Origin of the sequence: Blastococcus sp. TF02A-30 (genome assembly GCF_003319185.1) — a bacterium.
Lineage (GTDB): Bacteria > Actinomycetota > Actinomycetes > Mycobacteriales > Geodermatophilaceae > Blastococcus.
On sequence record NZ_QOHJ01000006.1, the window covers coordinates 389,993 to 406,654 of the forward strand.

21 protein-coding genes are annotated in these 16,662 nt (G+C 73.1%); 5 read left to right on the forward strand and 16 right to left on the reverse strand.

Annotated features, from left to right (window positions below):
- The first annotated feature begins 99 nt into the window (after positions 1–99).
- The 4 genes from DQ241_RS15775 (at position 100) to DQ241_RS15790 (ending at position 2,758) form a co-directional block, all read left to right on the forward strand.
- A complete protein-coding gene (locus DQ241_RS15775; protein WP_199584596.1) occupies positions 100–957 on the forward strand; it encodes an SDR family oxidoreductase in 858 nt (285 codons plus the stop codon).
- Positions 958–962: 5 nt separating this feature from the next.
- Positions 963–1,460 carry a membrane protein insertion efficiency factor YidD gene (gene yidD, locus DQ241_RS21140; protein ID WP_233492476.1) on the forward strand — a complete coding sequence of 166 codons (498 nt, stop codon included), beginning with the start codon at positions 963–965 and terminating at the stop codon, positions 1,458–1,460.
- Between the two features lie 121 nt (positions 1,461–1,581).
- Positions 1,582–2,601 (forward strand): phosphotransferase, encoded by a 1,020-nt coding sequence (locus DQ241_RS15785; protein WP_158545945.1) that lies wholly within the window; start codon positions 1,582–1,584, stop codon positions 2,599–2,601.
- 16 nt (positions 2,602–2,617) lie between these two features.
- The gene (locus DQ241_RS15790; protein WP_233492477.1) at positions 2,618–2,758 is read left to right on the forward strand and encodes a hypothetical protein; all 141 of its coding nucleotides are present in this window, start codon (positions 2,618–2,620) and stop codon (positions 2,756–2,758) included.
- A gap of 23 nt (positions 2,759–2,781) precedes the next feature.
- Here the strand turns inward: DQ241_RS15790 and DQ241_RS15795 are convergent, their stop codons facing one another.
- The 11 genes from DQ241_RS15795 to DQ241_RS15840 all read right to left on the reverse strand — a co-directional run bounded on the left by DQ241_RS15795 (position 2,782) and on the right by DQ241_RS15840 (position 12,678).
- Positions 2,782–3,051: a hypothetical protein gene (locus tag DQ241_RS15795; RefSeq protein WP_113831127.1), complete on the reverse strand. Its 270-nt coding sequence runs from the start codon at positions 3,049–3,051 to the stop codon at positions 2,782–2,784.
- Positions 3,048–4,328, reverse strand: coding sequence for a PKD domain-containing protein (locus DQ241_RS15800; protein WP_113831128.1), 1,281 nt, complete (start codon positions 4,326–4,328; stop codon positions 3,048–3,050). The genes DQ241_RS15795 and DQ241_RS15800 overlap by 4 nt, the downstream gene beginning before the upstream one ends.
- Positions 4,329–4,413: 85 nt before the next feature.
- A complete protein-coding gene (locus tag DQ241_RS15805) occupies positions 4,414–5,235 on the reverse strand; it encodes a phage major capsid protein (RefSeq protein ID WP_158545946.1) in 822 nt (273 codons plus the stop codon).
- Between the two features lie 339 nt (positions 5,236–5,574).
- Positions 5,575–5,976, reverse strand: coding sequence for a hypothetical protein (locus DQ241_RS15810; protein WP_113831130.1), 402 nt, complete (start codon positions 5,974–5,976; stop codon positions 5,575–5,577).
- The gene (locus DQ241_RS15815) at positions 5,973–6,152 is read right to left on the reverse strand and encodes a hypothetical protein (protein ID WP_113831131.1); all 180 of its coding nucleotides are present in this window, start codon (positions 6,150–6,152) and stop codon (positions 5,973–5,975) included. The genes DQ241_RS15810 and DQ241_RS15815 overlap by 4 nt, the downstream gene beginning before the upstream one ends.
- Positions 6,149–6,307: a hypothetical protein gene (locus DQ241_RS20635; RefSeq protein ID WP_158545947.1), complete on the reverse strand. Its 159-nt coding sequence runs from the start codon at positions 6,305–6,307 to the stop codon at positions 6,149–6,151. Before DQ241_RS20635 ends, DQ241_RS15815 begins: the two co-directional genes overlap by 4 nt.
- Before the next feature lie 8 nt (positions 6,308–6,315).
- Complete coding sequence (locus tag DQ241_RS15820) at positions 6,316–6,999, reverse strand: hypothetical protein (protein WP_113831132.1); 684 nt, start codon at positions 6,997–6,999, stop codon at positions 6,316–6,318.
- 382 nt (positions 7,000–7,381) lie between these two features.
- Positions 7,382–7,939 (reverse strand): hypothetical protein, encoded by a 558-nt coding sequence (locus DQ241_RS15825; RefSeq protein ID WP_113831133.1) that lies wholly within the window; start codon positions 7,937–7,939, stop codon positions 7,382–7,384.
- Complete coding sequence (locus DQ241_RS15830; protein WP_158545948.1) at positions 7,936–9,300, reverse strand: phage portal protein; 1,365 nt, start codon at positions 9,298–9,300, stop codon at positions 7,936–7,938. Before DQ241_RS15830 ends, DQ241_RS15825 begins: the two co-directional genes overlap by 4 nt.
- Entirely contained in the window at positions 9,297–10,775 is a 1,479-nt protein-coding gene (locus tag DQ241_RS15835) for a terminase TerL endonuclease subunit (protein ID WP_113831135.1), read from the reverse strand. Before DQ241_RS15835 ends, DQ241_RS15830 begins: the two co-directional genes overlap by 4 nt.
- A gap of 496 nt (positions 10,776–11,271) precedes the next feature.
- Entirely contained in the window at positions 11,272–12,678 is a 1,407-nt protein-coding gene (locus DQ241_RS15840) for a recombinase family protein (RefSeq protein ID WP_113831136.1), read from the reverse strand.
- Positions 12,679–12,708: 30 nt separating this feature from the next.
- Here DQ241_RS15840 and DQ241_RS15845 point away from each other — a divergent pair, with 30 nt between their 5' ends.
- Complete coding sequence (locus tag DQ241_RS15845; protein ID WP_233492478.1) at positions 12,709–13,014, forward strand: peptide chain release factor-like protein; 306 nt, start codon at positions 12,709–12,711, stop codon at positions 13,012–13,014.
- Here DQ241_RS15845 and DQ241_RS15850 read toward each other — a convergent pair.
- The 5 genes from DQ241_RS15850 to DQ241_RS15870 all read right to left on the reverse strand — a co-directional run bounded on the left by DQ241_RS15850 (position 12,986) and on the right by DQ241_RS15870 (position 16,608).
- Positions 12,986–13,948 (reverse strand): hypothetical protein, encoded by a 963-nt coding sequence (locus DQ241_RS15850; RefSeq protein WP_113831137.1) that lies wholly within the window; start codon positions 13,946–13,948, stop codon positions 12,986–12,988. The genes DQ241_RS15845 and DQ241_RS15850 overlap by 29 nt on opposite strands.
- Before the next feature lie 25 nt (positions 13,949–13,973).
- A complete protein-coding gene (locus DQ241_RS15855) occupies positions 13,974–15,194 on the reverse strand; it encodes an RNA polymerase sigma factor (protein WP_113831138.1) in 1,221 nt (406 codons plus the stop codon).
- 4 nt (positions 15,195–15,198) lie between these two features.
- Entirely contained in the window at positions 15,199–15,549 is a 351-nt protein-coding gene (locus DQ241_RS15860) for a YciI family protein (protein ID WP_113831139.1), read from the reverse strand.
- A gap of 93 nt (positions 15,550–15,642) precedes the next feature.
- Positions 15,643–15,924: a DUF1905 domain-containing protein gene (locus tag DQ241_RS15865; RefSeq protein WP_113831140.1), complete on the reverse strand. Its 282-nt coding sequence runs from the start codon at positions 15,922–15,924 to the stop codon at positions 15,643–15,645.
- A 30-nt stretch (positions 15,925–15,954) separates the two neighbouring features.
- The gene (locus DQ241_RS15870) at positions 15,955–16,608 is read right to left on the reverse strand and encodes a GNAT family N-acetyltransferase (protein ID WP_233492479.1); all 654 of its coding nucleotides are present in this window, start codon (positions 16,606–16,608) and stop codon (positions 15,955–15,957) included.
- Positions 16,609–16,662 lie beyond the last annotated feature (54 nt).

A 16,662-nucleotide genomic window follows, 5' to 3' on the forward strand; every position in this document is an offset into this window, starting at 1 on the left:
GGTTCCGCGCGGAACGGCGCGGGTAGGCAGGCGGGCGGCTGCCCGGACCAGCAGAGGTCCGGACGCCGCCCGCCTGCCTACCCGCACCGGAGGATCCACGTGTCGTCCCCCCGCCCCGAGTCCCAGCCCGCACAGCAGCAGTCCACGCCCGGCACGCTCGGCGAGATGGACCCGAAGCCCGACCACGGCGAGGAGAGCTACCAGGGCTCCGGCCGCCTGACCGGCAAGGCCGCCGTCATCACCGGTGGCGACAGCGGCATCGGCCGCGCCGTGGCCATCGCCTTCGCCCGCGAGGGCGCCGACGTCCTCATCTCCTACCTGGACGAGCACGAGGACGCCCAGGACACCGCCAAGTACGTCGAGCAGGCCGGGCGGAAGTGCGTGCTCGTGCCCGGCGACCTCTCCGACCGGGCGCACGCCAAGACGATCATCCCGAAGGCCGTCGAGGAGTTCGGCCGGGTGGACGTCCTGGTCAACAACGCCGCCTACCAGATGAGCCACGACTCGATCGAGGAGATCAGCGACGAGGAGTGGGACTTCACCGTCGCCACGAACCTCTCGGCGATGTTCACCCTCACCAAGGACGCCATCCCGCACATGCGCCCGGGCGCGTCGATCATCAACTCGTCGTCGGTCAACTCGGACAACCCGAGCCCGAACCTCATCGCCTACGCGATGACCAAGGCCGGCATCGCCAACTTCACCGCCTCGCTCGCGCAGATGCTGGCCGAGAAGGGCATCCGCGCCAACAGCGTCGCCCCCGGCCCGATCTGGACGCCGCTCATCCCGGCGACCATGCCCGAGGAGAAGGTGGAGAGCTTCGGCCAGCAGGTGCCGCTGGGCCGCCCCGGCCAGCCGGCGGAGCTCGCCCCGGTGTACGTGCTGCTGGCAAGCGACGAGGCGTCCTACGTCTCGGGCGCGCGGGTCGCCGTCACCGGCGGCAAGCCGATCCTGTAGCCGGCGTGGTCTTCATCTGGAGCAGCGGGCCGCGCCGCCGTCGCCCCCGCCGCGGGTACGGCGGGTACGGCGGGCACTACTCGGGGCACTACGGCCGCGGGTACGGCCCGCCGCCGGGCTACGGCCACGGGTACGGACGGCGCAACGACTCCTGCCTGCGCGACCTGCTGTTCCTCAACACCGGGTGCTGCCTGGCCAATGCGGTCGGGTGCGGCATGGACTCGATGCTGCTGGCGCCGACGACGGCCCGGCAGGTGCGGAGGGCCGGCACGGGGGAGCGGGGCACCCGGTTGGCCGACCGGCTGGTCTCCGCCGTGCGGGTCTACCAGCGGGAGATCAGCCCGAAGCGGCCGCCGAGCTGCCGGTTCGAGCCGACCTGCTCGGCCTACGCCGTCGAGGCGCTGGAGCGGCACGGGGCACGCCGGGGGTCGTGGCTGACCCTGCGCCGGCTGGCGCGCTGCCGGCCGGGTGCCGCCCGCGGGGCCGACCCCGTCCCCGCCTGAGCCCTCGTGCGGGGAACGCGGGGCCTGCGCGGCCCGCCGGAGCCCTCGTTCCCCGCATGAAGGGACGTCGACGCGCGGACAAGACCGTGCGCCGGCGCGGGCGGGCGCCTACCGTCCCCGCGTGCTGATCGAGGAGACCGCAGGGACGGCCACCTGGCTGGACCCGGCCTGGCGCGCGGGCGCGCTGGCGTGGGCGGGCGACGCGCTGGCGGACGCCGGGCTCGTGCTGGCCGGCGAGCCCGAGCAGACGCACGTCCAGCCCTGGTCGACGGTGTTCCGGCTGCCGGTCGGCGACGGCGCGGTCTGGCTCAAGTCCGCGGGTCCCGGCTCCGCCCACGAGCCGGCGCTGGCCGCGGCTCTCGGCCGCTGGTCGCCGGAACGTGTGCTCGTGCCGCTCGCGGTGGACCGCGGGCGCCGGCTGCTGCTGCTCCCGGACGGCGGCCGCACGCTGCGGGACGCGGGGGCCGGGGACATCGCCACGTGGGAGGCGGTGCTGCGCGACCACGCCCGCCTCCAGATCGCCCTGGCCCCGCACGCCGGGGAGATGCTCCGTCTGGGCGTCCCCGACCACCGGCCGGAGCGGCTGCCCGCGATGGTCGGCGAGCTGCTCGCCGACGACGCGGCCCAGCGGAAGGGGCGGCCGGACGGGCTCGCCCCCGAGATCCGGGTGCGGATCGGGGCGACCCTGGACGGGTACGCCGCTGCCTGCCGCCGGCTGGCCGACGGGCCGGTGCCCGCGACGCTGCAGCACGACGACCTGCACGACGCCAACGTCTTCGTCGGAGGCCGGCGGCACCGGTTCTTCGACTGGGGCGACGCCTCGGTCGGGCACCCCTTCCTCGTGCTGCTGGTCGCGCTCCGGATGGCCGCCCGCGTGCTGGAGCTGCCGCACGGCGACCCGTCGCTGGTCCGACTCCGGGACGCCTACCTCGAGGAGTGGCGGGGCTCCGGGACGCCGGCCGAGCTGCGCGAGCTGTGCGACGACGCCCTGCGGGTGGCGCCGCTGCAGCGGGCGCTGACCTGGCGGCGGATCCTGCGCGGCGTCCCGCCGGCCGAGCGGGAGGAATGGCAGGGGGCGGTGCCCGGGTGGACCGCCGAGCACCTCGCGCCGGGACCGCTGACGCCCCCGCCCCCGGCCTGACCGGCAGACTGTCGCCGTGCCCACGACCGACGACCCGTCCGGCGACCTGCCCGTCACCGGCTCCGTCGTCGTGCCCGCGAGCGCGCTGCAGTGGCGCTTCTCCCGCTCGTCGGGACCCGGCGGCCAGGGGGTCAACACCGCCGACTCCCGGGTCTAGCTGTTCCCACGTTGTACCGACGATCAGCCGGTCGTGGCTCGGCTTACGACGTAGCGGGTGTGGTGCCGGTTGGGGCGCACCTGGCTCACGTTGTACTCGCCCGCGAGGGGGCCGCTCTCAACGCGGATGGAGCCGGTCACGGGGAGGACCGGGTAGCCGGGCGGCACGCGGACCGAGACGTCGGAGATGTTGAAGACGCCCTCGGCCTCCTTGGCGGAGATGAGGATGACCAGGGCGTAGGCCGGGGTCTCGGTGGCCCCGTCCACGAGGGTCACGCGGTCGGGGAAGTTCACGCGACCCGCCTCCGGTAGCGGTGGAGGACGGCCTGCTCGGCCAGCGAGAAGGACGAGAAGCTGCCTCGGGCGGCGTAGCCGTCGGCGGACTCGCTCTCAAGCTGGGCGGGGTTGGCGAGGAGCCGGGCGCTCGCCGTGACGACCACGGCTCGCAGGTCGGCGGGGAAGGAGAACTCGCCGAGGCCGAGGCCGTTGCGGGTCGGCCCGCGTCCACGGACGTAGGCGGTGACCAGCTCCGCCACGATGGGGACGTGGACGGCTGCCAGGGCCTCCAGTCCGGCGTCTCCCTCGCGGCCCATGAAGGTCACGACGTCGGCGGCCAGGTCGGAGATGGGGAGGCTCGGGGCCTCCGGCTCCGGCGTGACGACCGGCACCGTCGAGACGGTCACCGTCTTCGTCATGACGCCGGGCGCACCGCTGGGGTCGGTGACGGTGAGCTTGACGGGGTAGGAGCCGTCCGCCGCGAAGGTGCGGGACGCGGTCACGCCGGACTCCGAGGAGCCGTCCCCGAAGTCCCAGGCGTAGGTGATCGGGTCACCCTCCGGGTCCACGGTGCCGGAGGCGTCCACGGAGACGGTGCGGTCCAGGACGTCCACGGTGAAGCTCGGGATCGGACCCTGGCCCGGCGTAGTCACCGGAGCCGGGTAGGGGACCAGCGCCGTCGCCACGGACGTCGAGCGGTTGGCCGTGCCGGTGTAGTCGAACGCGAAGCGCAGGTCGTCGGGCAGGCCGCCGTCCAGCCGGAGCGGGATCGGGGAGCCGACCTCGTCCAGGCGGACCATCGCGAAGCCGAAGGTCGTGGTCGTGCCGGTCGTGATGAGGAGGCTCATCCCGCTCGGCGTGACGTCCCGACCGAGGGAGTCCTTCCACGCCTTCGTGGGGACCTTGATCGTGACCTCGTACCACTGGTACGCCGATGCCTGAGGCAGGGCCACGGCGTAGCCGGTCACCGGGACGGTGTCGGCGGCGTTCGTGGCGATGAGGCCGACCTTGGTCGTGCCGTCGGTGGCGAGGCCGAGGATCTTGAGGGAGTAGGTCGTCTCCCCCACGGTGGAGACCTCGGCAGGGAGAGCGATCTTAGTGGCGGTGAAGCCGGAGAGCCGCTGGACGTTGCCGTAGCCGTTGCCGACGTCACGAGCCGCCACGGACCCGGAGGACCAGGGCGTGATGTCGGACGCGGCAGGAGCGGCAGGGGTGCCAGCGTCGAGGAAGTGGGATCGGGGGACGTAGTTGCGGCCGACGACGTCCCCGGCCTGCCAGGTTGCGGGGTAGCTCATTAGCGGGGGCCTCCAGGGACCATCGTGTAAACGACCTCAAGGCCCCGACCGCTCAGAGTTGAGCGGTCGGGGCGTCGAGGGTTGGTCAGGCGGCGATGGTCAGCTTGGTGACGGCCTTGGCCTGGGGGAAGGCGAAGTCGACCCGCATGGTCACCTTGACGGCGACCTCGTCGGTCTCGAAGAACGCCTGGTCGGAGACCTCCACCTTGGCCCGGTCGCGGACGACCATGAGGGCCTGGGCGGTGTCGAGGCCGTAGACCGTGTTCAGCGGCAGGTTCTCCGTGATGTAGACCGGGATGCCGTTGATGGAGAAGCCGGTCTCCAGGAGGCCGACGTTGGAGCCGGTCGCCTGCTTGATCCCCGCGAACCGCAAATAAGTCGCGGCCGCCATGTACCAAGCGCGCACCTGCGTGCGGTTGCCGAGAGCCTTGACCTGCGCCTCGGTGAAGGAGTCCAGGTTGGTCGCGGTGCCCGAGATCGGGGTGAAGCCGGTGACGCCGGGCAGGCCGACCGGGGCCTTGGTCTGGGTGCCGGAGTTGGTGAAGAAGGCATTGTCCAGCGCGACGGCGATGGCCCGCGTCAGCGAGTCACCGACGAGCTTGGTGGCCGCCGGGCTGGAGTCCTGCGCCAGCTCGCGGCTCACGCGGATCACCCCGCCGACCTTCTTGGGGGTCGAGGTGATCTCGTCCAGGACCGGGTTGGCGACCTCCAGGTCCTCGCCCTCGGACGCCCACTTGGCCGTGGTGTCGGCGGTCACGCGGGGGATGTGGAGGGAGGCGTTGGTGGTGTTCGCCACGGCGACGCCGGAGGCGGCGGCGACGGACTCCGTCTGGAGGCCGACGAGGATGAGGTCGTGGTAGCCGTCGGGCTTGACGCCCTCGGGGACGTTGGCGGCGTAGAGAGCCACGGGGTTGCTCCTTCTGAGCGGTGAGGGATGGGGGAGCCCAGAGGCCGCCAGGGCCGTTGCGGGCGACCTCCCAGGGCGACGCCGGGACGCCGGGGAGGAAGAGGGGGAAGGTCAAGCGGGCGTTGACGCCCGAGACGCCGAAGGCCCCCGTCGCAGCTCTCGACCTGGGCAACTCCAGGGAGGCGCGAAGAGGGCCTTCGGCGGGGCCGCCCTCAGTAGCTCGCGGAAGTCCTGACGAGACACGCGAGGGAGGGCGGAGCTGGGGATGGGTGGGGAGTGGAGGCCGGAGCCGCCGTCGGGCTCCCCAGCACGACGACGGCGGCTCCGGGGTCTAGTGGGTCAGGAGAAGAGGGAGCCCCACCCGGCGGACGGCTGGGCGGTCTCGCGGACGCCCTGGTCCACGTCGCCGCGAGGACGCCGGGAGGCGAGGTGCGGCTTGGCGGTCAGGAGGGCGTCGATGGCCGAGGCCAGCGCCGCCGGGTCCTCCAGGAGGGCCTCGTCGTAGGGGAGGTCACTCGGGTCCGCGAGGCGTCCCGTGGCGGCGACCTCCAGCCGGAAGACGCGGGCGGCGAGGTCGTCGGCCCGCTTGGCCTTGGTCCGCTGCTCGGCGTTCTCGCGGCGGAGCCTCTCCACGTACTCACGCGGGAAGGTGTCGCCCTCCGGCTCCGGGGTCTCCGGCGTCTCGGTGGGCTCGGTCTCGACCTCCGGGGTCTCCGGGGTCTCGGGGGCGGGGTTGGTCATCGCCATCCTCGGAAGGGTCGTGAGGTGCTGGGGGCCTGACGGGCGGACTCGCGGAGGCGACGCCGCAGGCGGGCGTTCTCGGCCTCCAGGTCCTCGCGGCGCTGGGTCTCCATGCGCTCTTCGTAGGTCCGCCCGTTGGCGTCCTTGGCGAAGCCGCTCTTGGCGTAGGCGCTCATCGGGTCGCCTCCATGCGCTGCCGGAGGGCGGTGACCTCGGAGAGGATCTCCTTGATGCCGTCGATGAGGACGTCGATGCGGGCGTCGATGTTGTCCAGCCGGTCCTCCACGGACGCGGAGGCGGGGACGGGATCGGGGAGACGGTGAAGGGTCATGGGGAGCCTCAGTTCGTGAACTGGTAGCGGTAGGTGGGGTTGTTCGGGTGACGTCCGCCAGGCCGGATGCGGCCCGTCCTGCCGGTGCCCCAGCGGTCCATGCGGACGCGGGCGTCGTAGGGGCGGTTGTCCTTCTGGTAGGCGGCGTTGCACTCGCGGCAGTAGGACTGGAAGCGGTGGTAGTCGCGGTCCGCCGGGTCGGAGGAGCGCCGGAGGAAGTGGCTGGTCTCCTTGGTCTCGCCGCACTTGCCGCAGGTCCGGGGGACGTCGGGGTCGTGCTTGATCGGCTCGCGCTGCTTGCGGGCGACCAGGAGGTCATCGGGGAGCGGCGTGGAGACGTCGAGGCCGTGGGCGTCGGTGAGGAGCGAGACGACCTCCCCCAGGCCGAAGTCGTCGGGGAAGTCGTCGTAGAAGAGGAACTCCCAGCCGCCCACGTCCTCGTTGGTGCGGGTCAGGACGACGTCGGCCCGGCGGCCCGTCCCGGTCGCCTCGGCGACGGAGTGGGTCTGCTCGGCGAGGCGGCGGATGGCCTCGTAGAAGTCCTCCTTGCGGAGGTCGGGGGCGGCGATCTCGTGGAGCTTGGATCGCGGGATGCGGATGGTCTCGGCCTCGCTGGGGCGGAGGAAGACGGCCAGGAGTCGGCGGCCGACGTCGGCCACCGTCGCCTCGTCAGGGTCGGCGATGTAGGGCATGACTGGGGAGCGCCCTCTCGGGTCGTAGGGGTGGGGCATCAAGGAGGTCTGCGAGCGATCCGGCTCGGCGGTATCACCGGCGGAGCGGTCCGGCAGAGACCTCTCCTCAGGTATTTAGGAGGTCTGCGAGAACCCCTCGGTCTGCTCACCGGCAGAGCGTTTTTCTGGAGGAACTTCGTCTCCGAGCCCAGGACGCGGGGGAGGGGGTGGCCGGGCGGCCCGGCTGGGTGGGGTTTTGCATCTCCTGGGTGAGGTTTTACGGGCTTCTTCTATTTCCCCCTTATAGGAGGCGGCTCTATAAGGAGGTAATAGAAGAGTCCCGTAAAACCTCACCTCAGAGAGGTAAAACCCCACCGGGCCGCCCCTCCGCCGCGTCTGGGCCTCAGCCCCGCAGCACCGGACCGGGGTGGCAGCCGCAGCCAGGGTGCCGGTGGAAGGACTTGCCAGCGGGCCAGACGTAGCCGCCCCGCCAGAGCCACACGCAGAGTTCGCACGCCGAGGCGTTGAGGACGCGGACGTAGCCGCCCACGACGTCCCGGCGCTCCCGCATCGCCTCGGAGTAGCCGTCCTGGAAGGCCCCCGCCGTCTCGGCGCGTCCCATGCGGGCGACGCGGGCGGCGGGGTCCTCGGGGTCCACGACGGCCAGGAGGGCGGAGAGCCCCTCGCGGAGGCCGGGGCCGTTGTCCGGGGCGACGATGCCGAGCGCCGGGACGGCCGTCTGAGTCTCGGCGGAGACCCAAGCGGCCAGGGAGGCGTCGGCGAGGCCGTACATCTGCGCCTGTGCCGCTCCGATGAGGAGGGCGGCGGCGTCGATGAACTCGTCCAGCGTCAAGCGGCCCGCGAGGTAGGCGGCGTGGAGGCCGACGAGGCGGCTCCCGACGGCGTCCGCCCTACCCATGAAGGCTCGGGTGAGGTCGGTGTCCTCGCGGGTCTCGGTCACGCCGCCTGAGCCTCGGGGGAAGTCGCCGGCCTCTGGGGCAGGACGGCGGTGAGGTCGGTGAGGGAGGCGTCCAGGGCCTCGGCACGACGGGCCTTGCGGTCCGCCGCGATCTGCTCCGGCGTCCAGCCGAGGACGACGTCCTCCACGGTCTCCAGTGCGACGCCCATGCTCCGCAGCTTGGTCGCCGCGTCGGCACTCTGGGCCGGGGTCCGCGTTTCCGGGTCGCCCCAGAGCGTCTCGACCTCCAGGGCCTCGGGGTCGGTGCCGTGCTGGACGGCGAAGACCAGACGGGCGACGTCGGCCCAGGCGTCCCCGAAGGTCCGCATCCGAGCACGAGCCGCCGAGACGAGCGACGCCTCCGCCGAGCGGATCGCGTCGGCGCTCGCGGGCTGATCGCCGTGGAGGCCCAGGTAGTGCGGCGGGAGGCCGGTGAGGGCTCCGAGCTGCTGGGTCAGGGTGGCGAGGGCGTCGGAGTAGCCGTCGAGCCGGGCACCGTCGAACTGCCCGTAGCGGGTCTCCGGGGACTCGGACTGCCAGACCCGAGCGGCACCCTCGGTGAAGGGGTTGATCGGGTTGCCGTCCTCGTCCTCCTGGATCTCCAGGCCAGTGGCCCACCGACGGGGGCGGGCGTAGAACTCCGAGGTGACGAGCATGTCAGAGGTGATCTTGTTGATGGCGTCGGTGAGCGCCATGACGTCCACCATCTCGGAGCGCCCGTAGACGTCGAGGAGGCGGCCCCGGTTGATGAAGGGCACGACCGGCACGACGCCGAGAGGGTTCTCCAGCTCCTCGCGGATGCTCCACTCCACGCCGCCGATGGGCTGGGCGTCGGAGAGCTTCTCGGAGGAGACGAGCTTGTAGATGCGGTCTCGCGTGAAGAGGGTCATGTAGGCCCGGTCCCCGTCCCGCCACCGCTTGGCGGCGGAGGTGACCTCGCCGGTCGCCGGGTCGAGCTGGACGGCGACCTGACGCGGGCTCTCCACGGTCACGAGGGGCGTCTCCGGCGTCCGACCCGCCCAGACGATGACGTAGGCGCGACCGAGGGCGAGGGCCTCGTAGTGCGTCGCGGCGGCCCCGTCCACCATCCGGTTGCGCTTCATGACCCGCCAGAGGTCGGCCCCGACGGCGGGGTCCTGAGCCTTGAAGCCCTCCAGGCGGAGGCGCTCGGCGAGGGAGCCCACCACGAGGCGGGGGAAGTTCACGCTCAGGACGTCGAGACGGTTGCCGAGGGCCTTGCGGCTCTCCGGCGAGAGGAACGCGGCAGGCTGCCGCCCCTCCAGGTAGAGGTCGAGGGTCGCCAGGTCGGGGGCCTGGCGGTCGAGCTGGTCGCCGAACGATGCGGCGAGGTCGGGGATGGTCACCACGAGAGGGCTCTCCTACGGGGCTTGTTGGTGAAGTGGTGGACGGCTCTCGCGTGCGCGACGACGGCACCGATGGCGGCGTCGATCCGGCGCTTCCGCTTCCGCTCGTCCTTCTGGAGGACGTCGCCCTGAGGCGTCGTGACGGCCTGGGCGTTGGAGACGTGGGCTCGGAGGACGGCGTCGGCGTCGTGGGAGACCCGCTTCTCCTGGATGGCCTGGTAGAGGAGGTCCGTCGCCGGAGCCATGCGCTTGCGGAAGGAGGTGTCGAACTCCAGGACCCGCTTCTCGCCGAACTCCTCGGCCCAGCCCTGGATCTCGGAGCGCCAGCCCCAGGGGTCGCAGGCGAGTTCCAGGACGTCGTAGTCGGCGAACGCCTTGCGGACGGCGGAGGAGACCTCGGCACGCGGGACCTGCCAGCCGTCCGGCTGCCCCTCGGAGTTCCAGGAGCCGACCATGAAGACGTGAGGGTTGGCCTCCACGGTGCAGCCGACGAGGACGGTGGAGTCGCCGGAGACGGAGCCGTCGAAGCCGAGGACAACCTTCGTGCCGGGCTCCACGGTGCGCTCGGGGGCCGCGAGGGCATCCCAGACGCCGAACTTGAGCCAGGTGTCCTCGGAGCCGACCCACTGGCCGAGCCGGTAGCGCCGGAAGGCGGGCTCTCGGACGGTGCGGCTCATGGCCCGCATCGCGTCGATCTGGAGGAAGTCGCCGAGGGCAGGGTTGGCGATCTTCCAGGCAGCCTCGTCGGTGAGGTCACAGCCCGCCGGGGCCGCGTATTCGCGGAAGTAGAAGGACGGGTCCTCGCCGCTCCGGCCGTACTCCACGAGCTTCCACATGACGGACTCGATGGAGTCCGAGGGCGTCGAGATGGCGAGGGTGAGCGAGGACTCTCGCTTGCCGGACGCGGAGGAGACGGCCTCCCACACGTCGGCGGTCACCACGTGGAGTTCGTCCACTATCATCAAGGTCGGATCCCACCCCTGGAGGGCACCGACGTCGGCGGGGAGGACTCGCAGCTCCGAGCCGGTGTGCGGGACGACGATCCGGTCCGTGTAGACGTGGACCTGCTCGTCCAGCCGGGGGTCTAGTTCGATCATGCCGAGGGCGGCCCGGAGGACGTGTCCGGCCTGCCTCTCATCGCTCGCCACGACGAGGACCTGGGCGGCGTGGACCTCGTCCGCGAAGAGGCAGTAGAGGGCCAGGACGGCGGCGAGGGCGGTCTTGCCGTTGCCTCGCGGGAGGGAGAGGAGGCCCTGCCGAGGGCGGGCGTTTACACGCTGGGGGAAGAGGCCCTTGACGATGTCGAGCTGCCAGCGGCGGAGCCGGAAGGGCTCCTTGGCCCCGACTCCCTTGGGGACCTTGAGGTACTCCTTGGCGAAGGCGTCGATCCGCTTCCAGCCGCGAGGCGGGAGGTCGGAGAAGTCGAGGGGCGGGGCGGTGATCGGGGCCTTGGGGCCTGGGCGTGCAGGGGGCATCTAGGAACTCCTGGGGAGCCGGAGGGGTACAGGGAGACCCGCCTCCTGCTCCCAGGCCCTCCTAGGGCTCCCCTAGACCCCTTGGCGGGGTCCTGGAGCGATGAGAGTCAGGGATCGGCCCTCCCTCCGCCGGTCCCTAGAGCGCGTCGGAGCCCCTCCTCCCCAGGCCGGGGACGAGAGCCGACGCCGTTGGGACCTCGGAGCGGCGGACGCTTGCCGTTGCAGGAGCGGCAGACGACGTCCACGTCGCGGAGGGTGTAGGCGGGGAAGGTGAGGTGGTCGGCGGTGAGGTCCTCGGTCGTCCCGCAGTCCGAGCACCACGGCTGGAGCCGTCGGGCCTCGGCGCTCAGGCGTCGCCAGCGGCTCGTGTAGCCGCGTCGGTGCGCGCTCTGCTTCGTGCCGAACTCGCGGCGGTCACGCTTCGGTGCGTGAGCAGGACAGAAGGACGACTCGCTCGGCTCACCGCATGTAGTGCAGGGCTTGAGCACGGTGCTCCTCAGTTGCCGAGCCACTGGATTTTGACTCGGTCGGTCATGCGGCGACCGCTGCCGCCGCGAGTGCTGGGCGTGACGACGACGTACTCGATGTGCTGGGTCAGCAGGGCGACCCGCTCGGCGTCGGTGGTTGCGGCACGGTAGGCGTCGCCGAGGGTGCGGCCCGTGGCGGTGTAGGCGTAGACGTTCCCGTGGACGCCCCCGGCCTCTGCCTCCCCCTCTGCCTTCCGCTGGGCGGCGAGGCGGGTGGCGAGGGCCTGGATCTCCTCGGGATCGCGGGAGGCCCCCAGGGCTGCCGCCGTCTTCTTGATCTCGTCCCGGATGGCCCCCAGGCGGGCGTCGTCCCGTCCGGGGATGACGACCTCCATGACGGTCTCGGGCTCGTCGCCTACGACGTTGAGGAACTCCTGGACGACGTAGGCGTCGAGGGCCTCCTGGACGACGGACGTCCTCGCGGTGCAGCCGATCTTGCGGCAGGTGTAGCGGGTCGTGCGGCCCTGGACGATGTGGCGGTAGAGAGGGTGACCCGCCTCATCGCGGGCGATCCCGTGGAGGAGGGTCGGCGGGAGGCCGTGGCGCTGGGCGGGCTGCCGCGTCCGGGCACGCTCGTCCAGGACGGACTGGAGCCGCCGCCAGCGGTCCACGGTGAGGAGGTGCTCGCCGGGCAGGACGACGGGGAGACCGTCGTCCCCACGGATGACGTCGCCGTTGGTCGGCGTCATCCCGGCGAGGGCGGCGGACCGGAGGATCTTGACGATGGCCTTGTGGTTCCACGCGGATCGGCCGTAGGGGCTGGGGATGCCTCGCTTGGTCAGCTCGTCGCCGAAGCCTCGGATGGAGAGGTCTCCGGCGATGATGCGGTCGATGGCGTCCCGCAGGATCGGCCCACGCTCCGGGTCGGGGATGAAGCCGTCGCCCGCTCGCATGAGGCCCCAGACGGGCGGGCCTCCGAGGGGGCGGAGGCCCTTGGAGCGTCGGTAGGCGTTGGTCGCCTTGACGCGGGCACCGATGCGCCGGGCCTCGTGCCGGGCGACGGTGAGCCGGATGCCTGCCGTCAACTCGCCCTCGGCGGTGTCCAGGTCGAGGTCCTCGGAGGCTCCGATGACCCTCGTCCCGGCGGCCTCGGCGGCGGCGGCGAAGGTCCAGAAGTCCAGCGGCCGACGGGCGATCCGGTCCTGGGTGTCGAAGACGACGACGTCGAACTCCGAGAGCCGGGCCGAGAGGGAGGCGAACGCGGGCCGCCTGGCACTCTTCGACGCGGAGACGCCTCGGTCCACGAAGGCCGTGACCTCGGCGTCCGGGTAGCGGTCGCCGATGAGGCGGGCGATGTTCGCCGTCTGCTTCTCGATGCTGGTCGAGGCGGCGTCGTCCTTGGAGATCCGGACGTAGGTGGCGAGGCGGGTCGGCATGGCCCGAAGGTACAACGTGGGAACTGCCGGGTGGAGCTCTCGGTCGCGCCGCTGGAGCTGCCGGGGCTGAGCGATCCGCAGCGGGCGCGGATGGCCTCCCGGCTGGGCGGCCGGCTGGTCGACGGCGTCCTCACCATCGCGGCCAGCGAGCACCGGCAGCAGCTGCGCAACCGGCAGGCCGCGCGGGAGCGGCTCGCCGCCGTGCTCCGCGCCGCGCTCGCCCCGCCGGCCCCGGCCCGCCGCCGCACGAAGCCCACCCGCGGGTCGCAGGAGCGGCGGATCGAGGCGAAGAAGCAGCGCGGTCAGCTCAAGAAGCAGCGCCGTAGCTGGGACTGACCCCGGCCCAGCGCAGCACCCGCAGCGCCCGGAGGGTGTTCCACCGGCTGGGGCGGCCGTCACCGTCCTCGAGCGGGAAGTGCACCGCACCGGCGTGGGTGCCCTCCAGCAGCCACGTGCCGTCCGGCTGCTGCTTCGAGCGCACCAGCTCCACGGCGTCCGCCAGCCGCGGGTCCGGAGCCCCGCCGGCCACCCGGAAGTGCTCCAGCCCGCGCAGCACGTCGTGGTGCCACCGCGGCGGGAAGGAGAACAGGAGGTAGTCGGCCCGGGCCGGCTCTCCGGTGGTCCTCCGCCGGAACAGCGAGCGCTCCAGCAGGAACTCCTCGCCGCGGCGCCGGGCGGCGGAGACCTCCGGCGAGGCCCGGCCGGCGTGCTCGAACGCGAGCAGCCCCTCCAGCACGTCGATCGTGGAGTCGAACGACGAGCGGGTGGAGCCGAGCTCGGCCTCGCAGTTCCAGCCGCCGTCGTCGAGCTGGTCGTCGAGCAGCCGGCGCACGATCCGGTCGACGTCCTGGCCCAGCCAGGCGCCGATGGCCACCGTCCGCCCGTTGATGCACGGCTCCACCTCGCCGTCGAAGAACGGCAGGTCGTCGTACTCCCACCGGCAGTTCTCCCGCACCAGCGCGGCGGTCTCCCGCGCGGCCGGTGTCGCCGGGTCGAGGCCGAGGTCGCGGAGCAGCGCCAGCGTGGGCAGCGTCGAGGTCCACGGCTGCCCGCCGCCGGCTGCCGGGTCCCAGCCGGACGCCGGGAAGCACGCCCCGCCGGCCCACTGCCCGTCGTCGTCCCGCAGGGCCAGGAGCCGGGCTCCCCAGCCCTCGGTCGCCACCCGGGTCCGCTCCGCGGCCACGACGTCCTCCGGCGCGTCCGCCAGGTCGCGCAGCACCTGCCAGCGGATCGCGGGATCGGAGTCCAGCAGCCAGTCCAGGACGGTCATGGCCGCCGAACGTAGCGCGCCGGCGTCACACCGCGACCTCGTCGCGGCGGCGCCGCAGGAAGGCCCGCTCCCGGTCGTTGCCGGCCAGCGCGAGGGCGTCGTCGTACGCGGCCACCGCGTCGGCGGTGCGGCCCAGCCGGCGCAGCAGGTCACCGCGCACCGCCGGGAGCAGGTGGTGGCGGGGCAGCTGCAGCTGCTCGACCAGCGCCAGGGCGGCCGCCGGCCCGGAGACCTCGGCGACGGCCACCGCGCGGTGCAGCGCCACGACCGGGCTGGGCGCGACGGCGAGCAGCTGGTCGTAGAGGGCGACGACCTGCGCCCAGTCGGTCCCGGCCACCGTGGCGGCGTCGCTGTGCACCGCGGCGATCGCGGCCTGCAGCTGGTAGCGGCCCGGGCGGTTGCGCCGCAGGCACCGCCGCACCAGCTCCTGCCCCTCGGTGACCAGCGCCCGGTCCCAGAGCGTGCGGTCCTGGTCGGCGAGCAGCACGAGGTCGCCCTCCGGTGACGTGCGGGCCGGTCGGCGCGCCTCGGTGAGCAGCATGAGGGCGAGCAGGCCGAGCACCTCGGGCTCGTCGGGCATCAGCTGCGCGAGGAGCCGGCCCAGCCGGACGGCCTCCGCGCAGAGCTCCTCGCGCACCAGCCGGTTCCCCGACGACGCGGCGTACCCCTCGGAGAAGACCAGGTAGACGACGGCGAGGGCGGCCGGCAGCCGGTCGGGCAGCTCCGCCTCCGACGGCACGCGGTACGGGATGCCGGCGTCCCGGATCTTCGCCTTGGCCCGCACCAGCCGCTGGGCCATGGTCGGCTCGGGGACGAGGAAGGCGGCCGCGATCTCGGCGGTGGTCATCCCGGCGACCAGGCGGAGGGTCAGCGCGACGCGAGCGGGCACCGACAGCGCCGGGTGGCAGCAGGTGAACACCATGCGGAGCCGGTCGTCGCGCACCACGTGCTCCTCGATCGGGTCCTCGGGCACCTGCAGCAGCGCCGCCTGCTCGTGCTTGGCCGGGCGCACCGCCTCCCGGCGCACGCGGTCGATCGCGCGGTTGCGGGCGGTGGTGATGATCCAGCCGGCCGGGCTGGGCGGGACGCCGTCGGCCGGCCACCGGGTCAGCGCGGTGACGAAGGCGTCCTGCACCGCCTCCTCGGCGGCGTCGATGTCGCCGAGGAGGCGGGTGAGGACCGCGACCGCGCGCCCGGAGTGCTCGCGGAAGACCCGCTCGACGAGCGCGGCGGCATCGGTGCCCATCGGATCAGAAGGACTGCGCCACCGGCCGCACCTCGACGGCCAGCCCACCGAGGACACCGGCCAGCTTGCCGGCCCAGGCCAGCGCCTCGTCGAGGTCCGCCGCCTCGATCAGGTCGAAGCCGCCGACGAACTCGGTGCCCTCGGCGTAGGGCCCGTCGGTGACGAGCACGCCGTCGCCGTCCGCCCGGACGACGGTCGTCGCCTCCGGCTGGTGCAGGGCGGCCGCGAACACCCAGACCCCGGCCGCCTTCATCTCCTCGTTCAGCGCGGCCAGGTCGCGCATCACCGGCTCGAGGTCCTCCGGCGGCGGCACCTCGCCGACCGGCTGGATGATGTTGAGCAGGTACTGGGGCATGTGGTCCTCCTCGGGTCGGCGGCGGCTCCGTGCCGGCCGCTCACCTCCTGTACGAGCGGCGACCGGCCGTTTCGACGTCGCCGGCCGGCTTTCTCAGCCGAGCCGCTCGCGCAGGTGCACCGTCACCTGCTCGCCCGCGCGGCTCTTGCCGATGGCCGAGCAGATCGCGGCCCGCAGCGGCAGCCAGTGCGGGCCGCTGCCCGACGGCATCAGCGTGGCGGCGAACTCGTGGCCGTCGGCGGTCCCGGTGACCTTGACCGCGCGGCGGGTGCCGAGCAGCTCGGCGGAGCCGGGCACCACCAGGTAGGTCGGGAAGGCGCCGTCCTTCTCGATCGGGGCGGTGAAGGTGACGTCCAGTGCGGTGGGGGTGCTCATGCCCCTATCGACCGGCGCGGCCGGCCCGACTCATCGGTGCGGGAGAGGCTGCCGCACGACGACCCACACGGGCAGCTCGTCGTCCGAGGTGCGGGTGGCCAGGGCCACCTCGAAGCCGAAGCCGCGCAGGAACCGGGTGTTGGCCCAGGAGTACACCGCCGCCGCGGCCACCGTCTGCTCCTCGTCGCAGCGCACGATCACCGGCGCGAGGACCGCCGCGGCCAGGCCGCGACGGCGCGACGACGGCCGCACGCCGAGGTGGGCCAGCCACCAGTGCGGCTCCGAGGGACGGGCCGCGGCGATCAGCGCCCCGGTCTCGGCGACGACGCCGGCCCGGGGTCCGGCCAGGTAGGGGAGCTCGCGGCGCAGCGCGTCGGCGACGTCCTCCGGCAGCGGCGCGGTGCCGGCCGGCGGCTCCCACACGGCGACGGCGTCGACGTCCTCGGTGACCCACGCGCTGCCGGTGGCCACGCCCCGGTGGCCGGCGTCCAGCTCGTTGAGCCGGGTGAGCCGCTGCATCCGGCCGTCGTCGGGCAGGGCCCAGCGGGTCCAGCGGGAGTCGGCGAGCGCGACGGTCAGCGTGGCCGCGATCCGCGGGACGTCACGGGTCTCGGCGAGCCGGACGTCGGGACCCTCCTCGTCCGGGTCGTCGATCCGCTGGATGGTGGGGCGGCGTCCGGTCACGCGCTCCATTCGACCACCCGGGCGCCGCACAACGCCGTTCCGGGCGATGTGAGG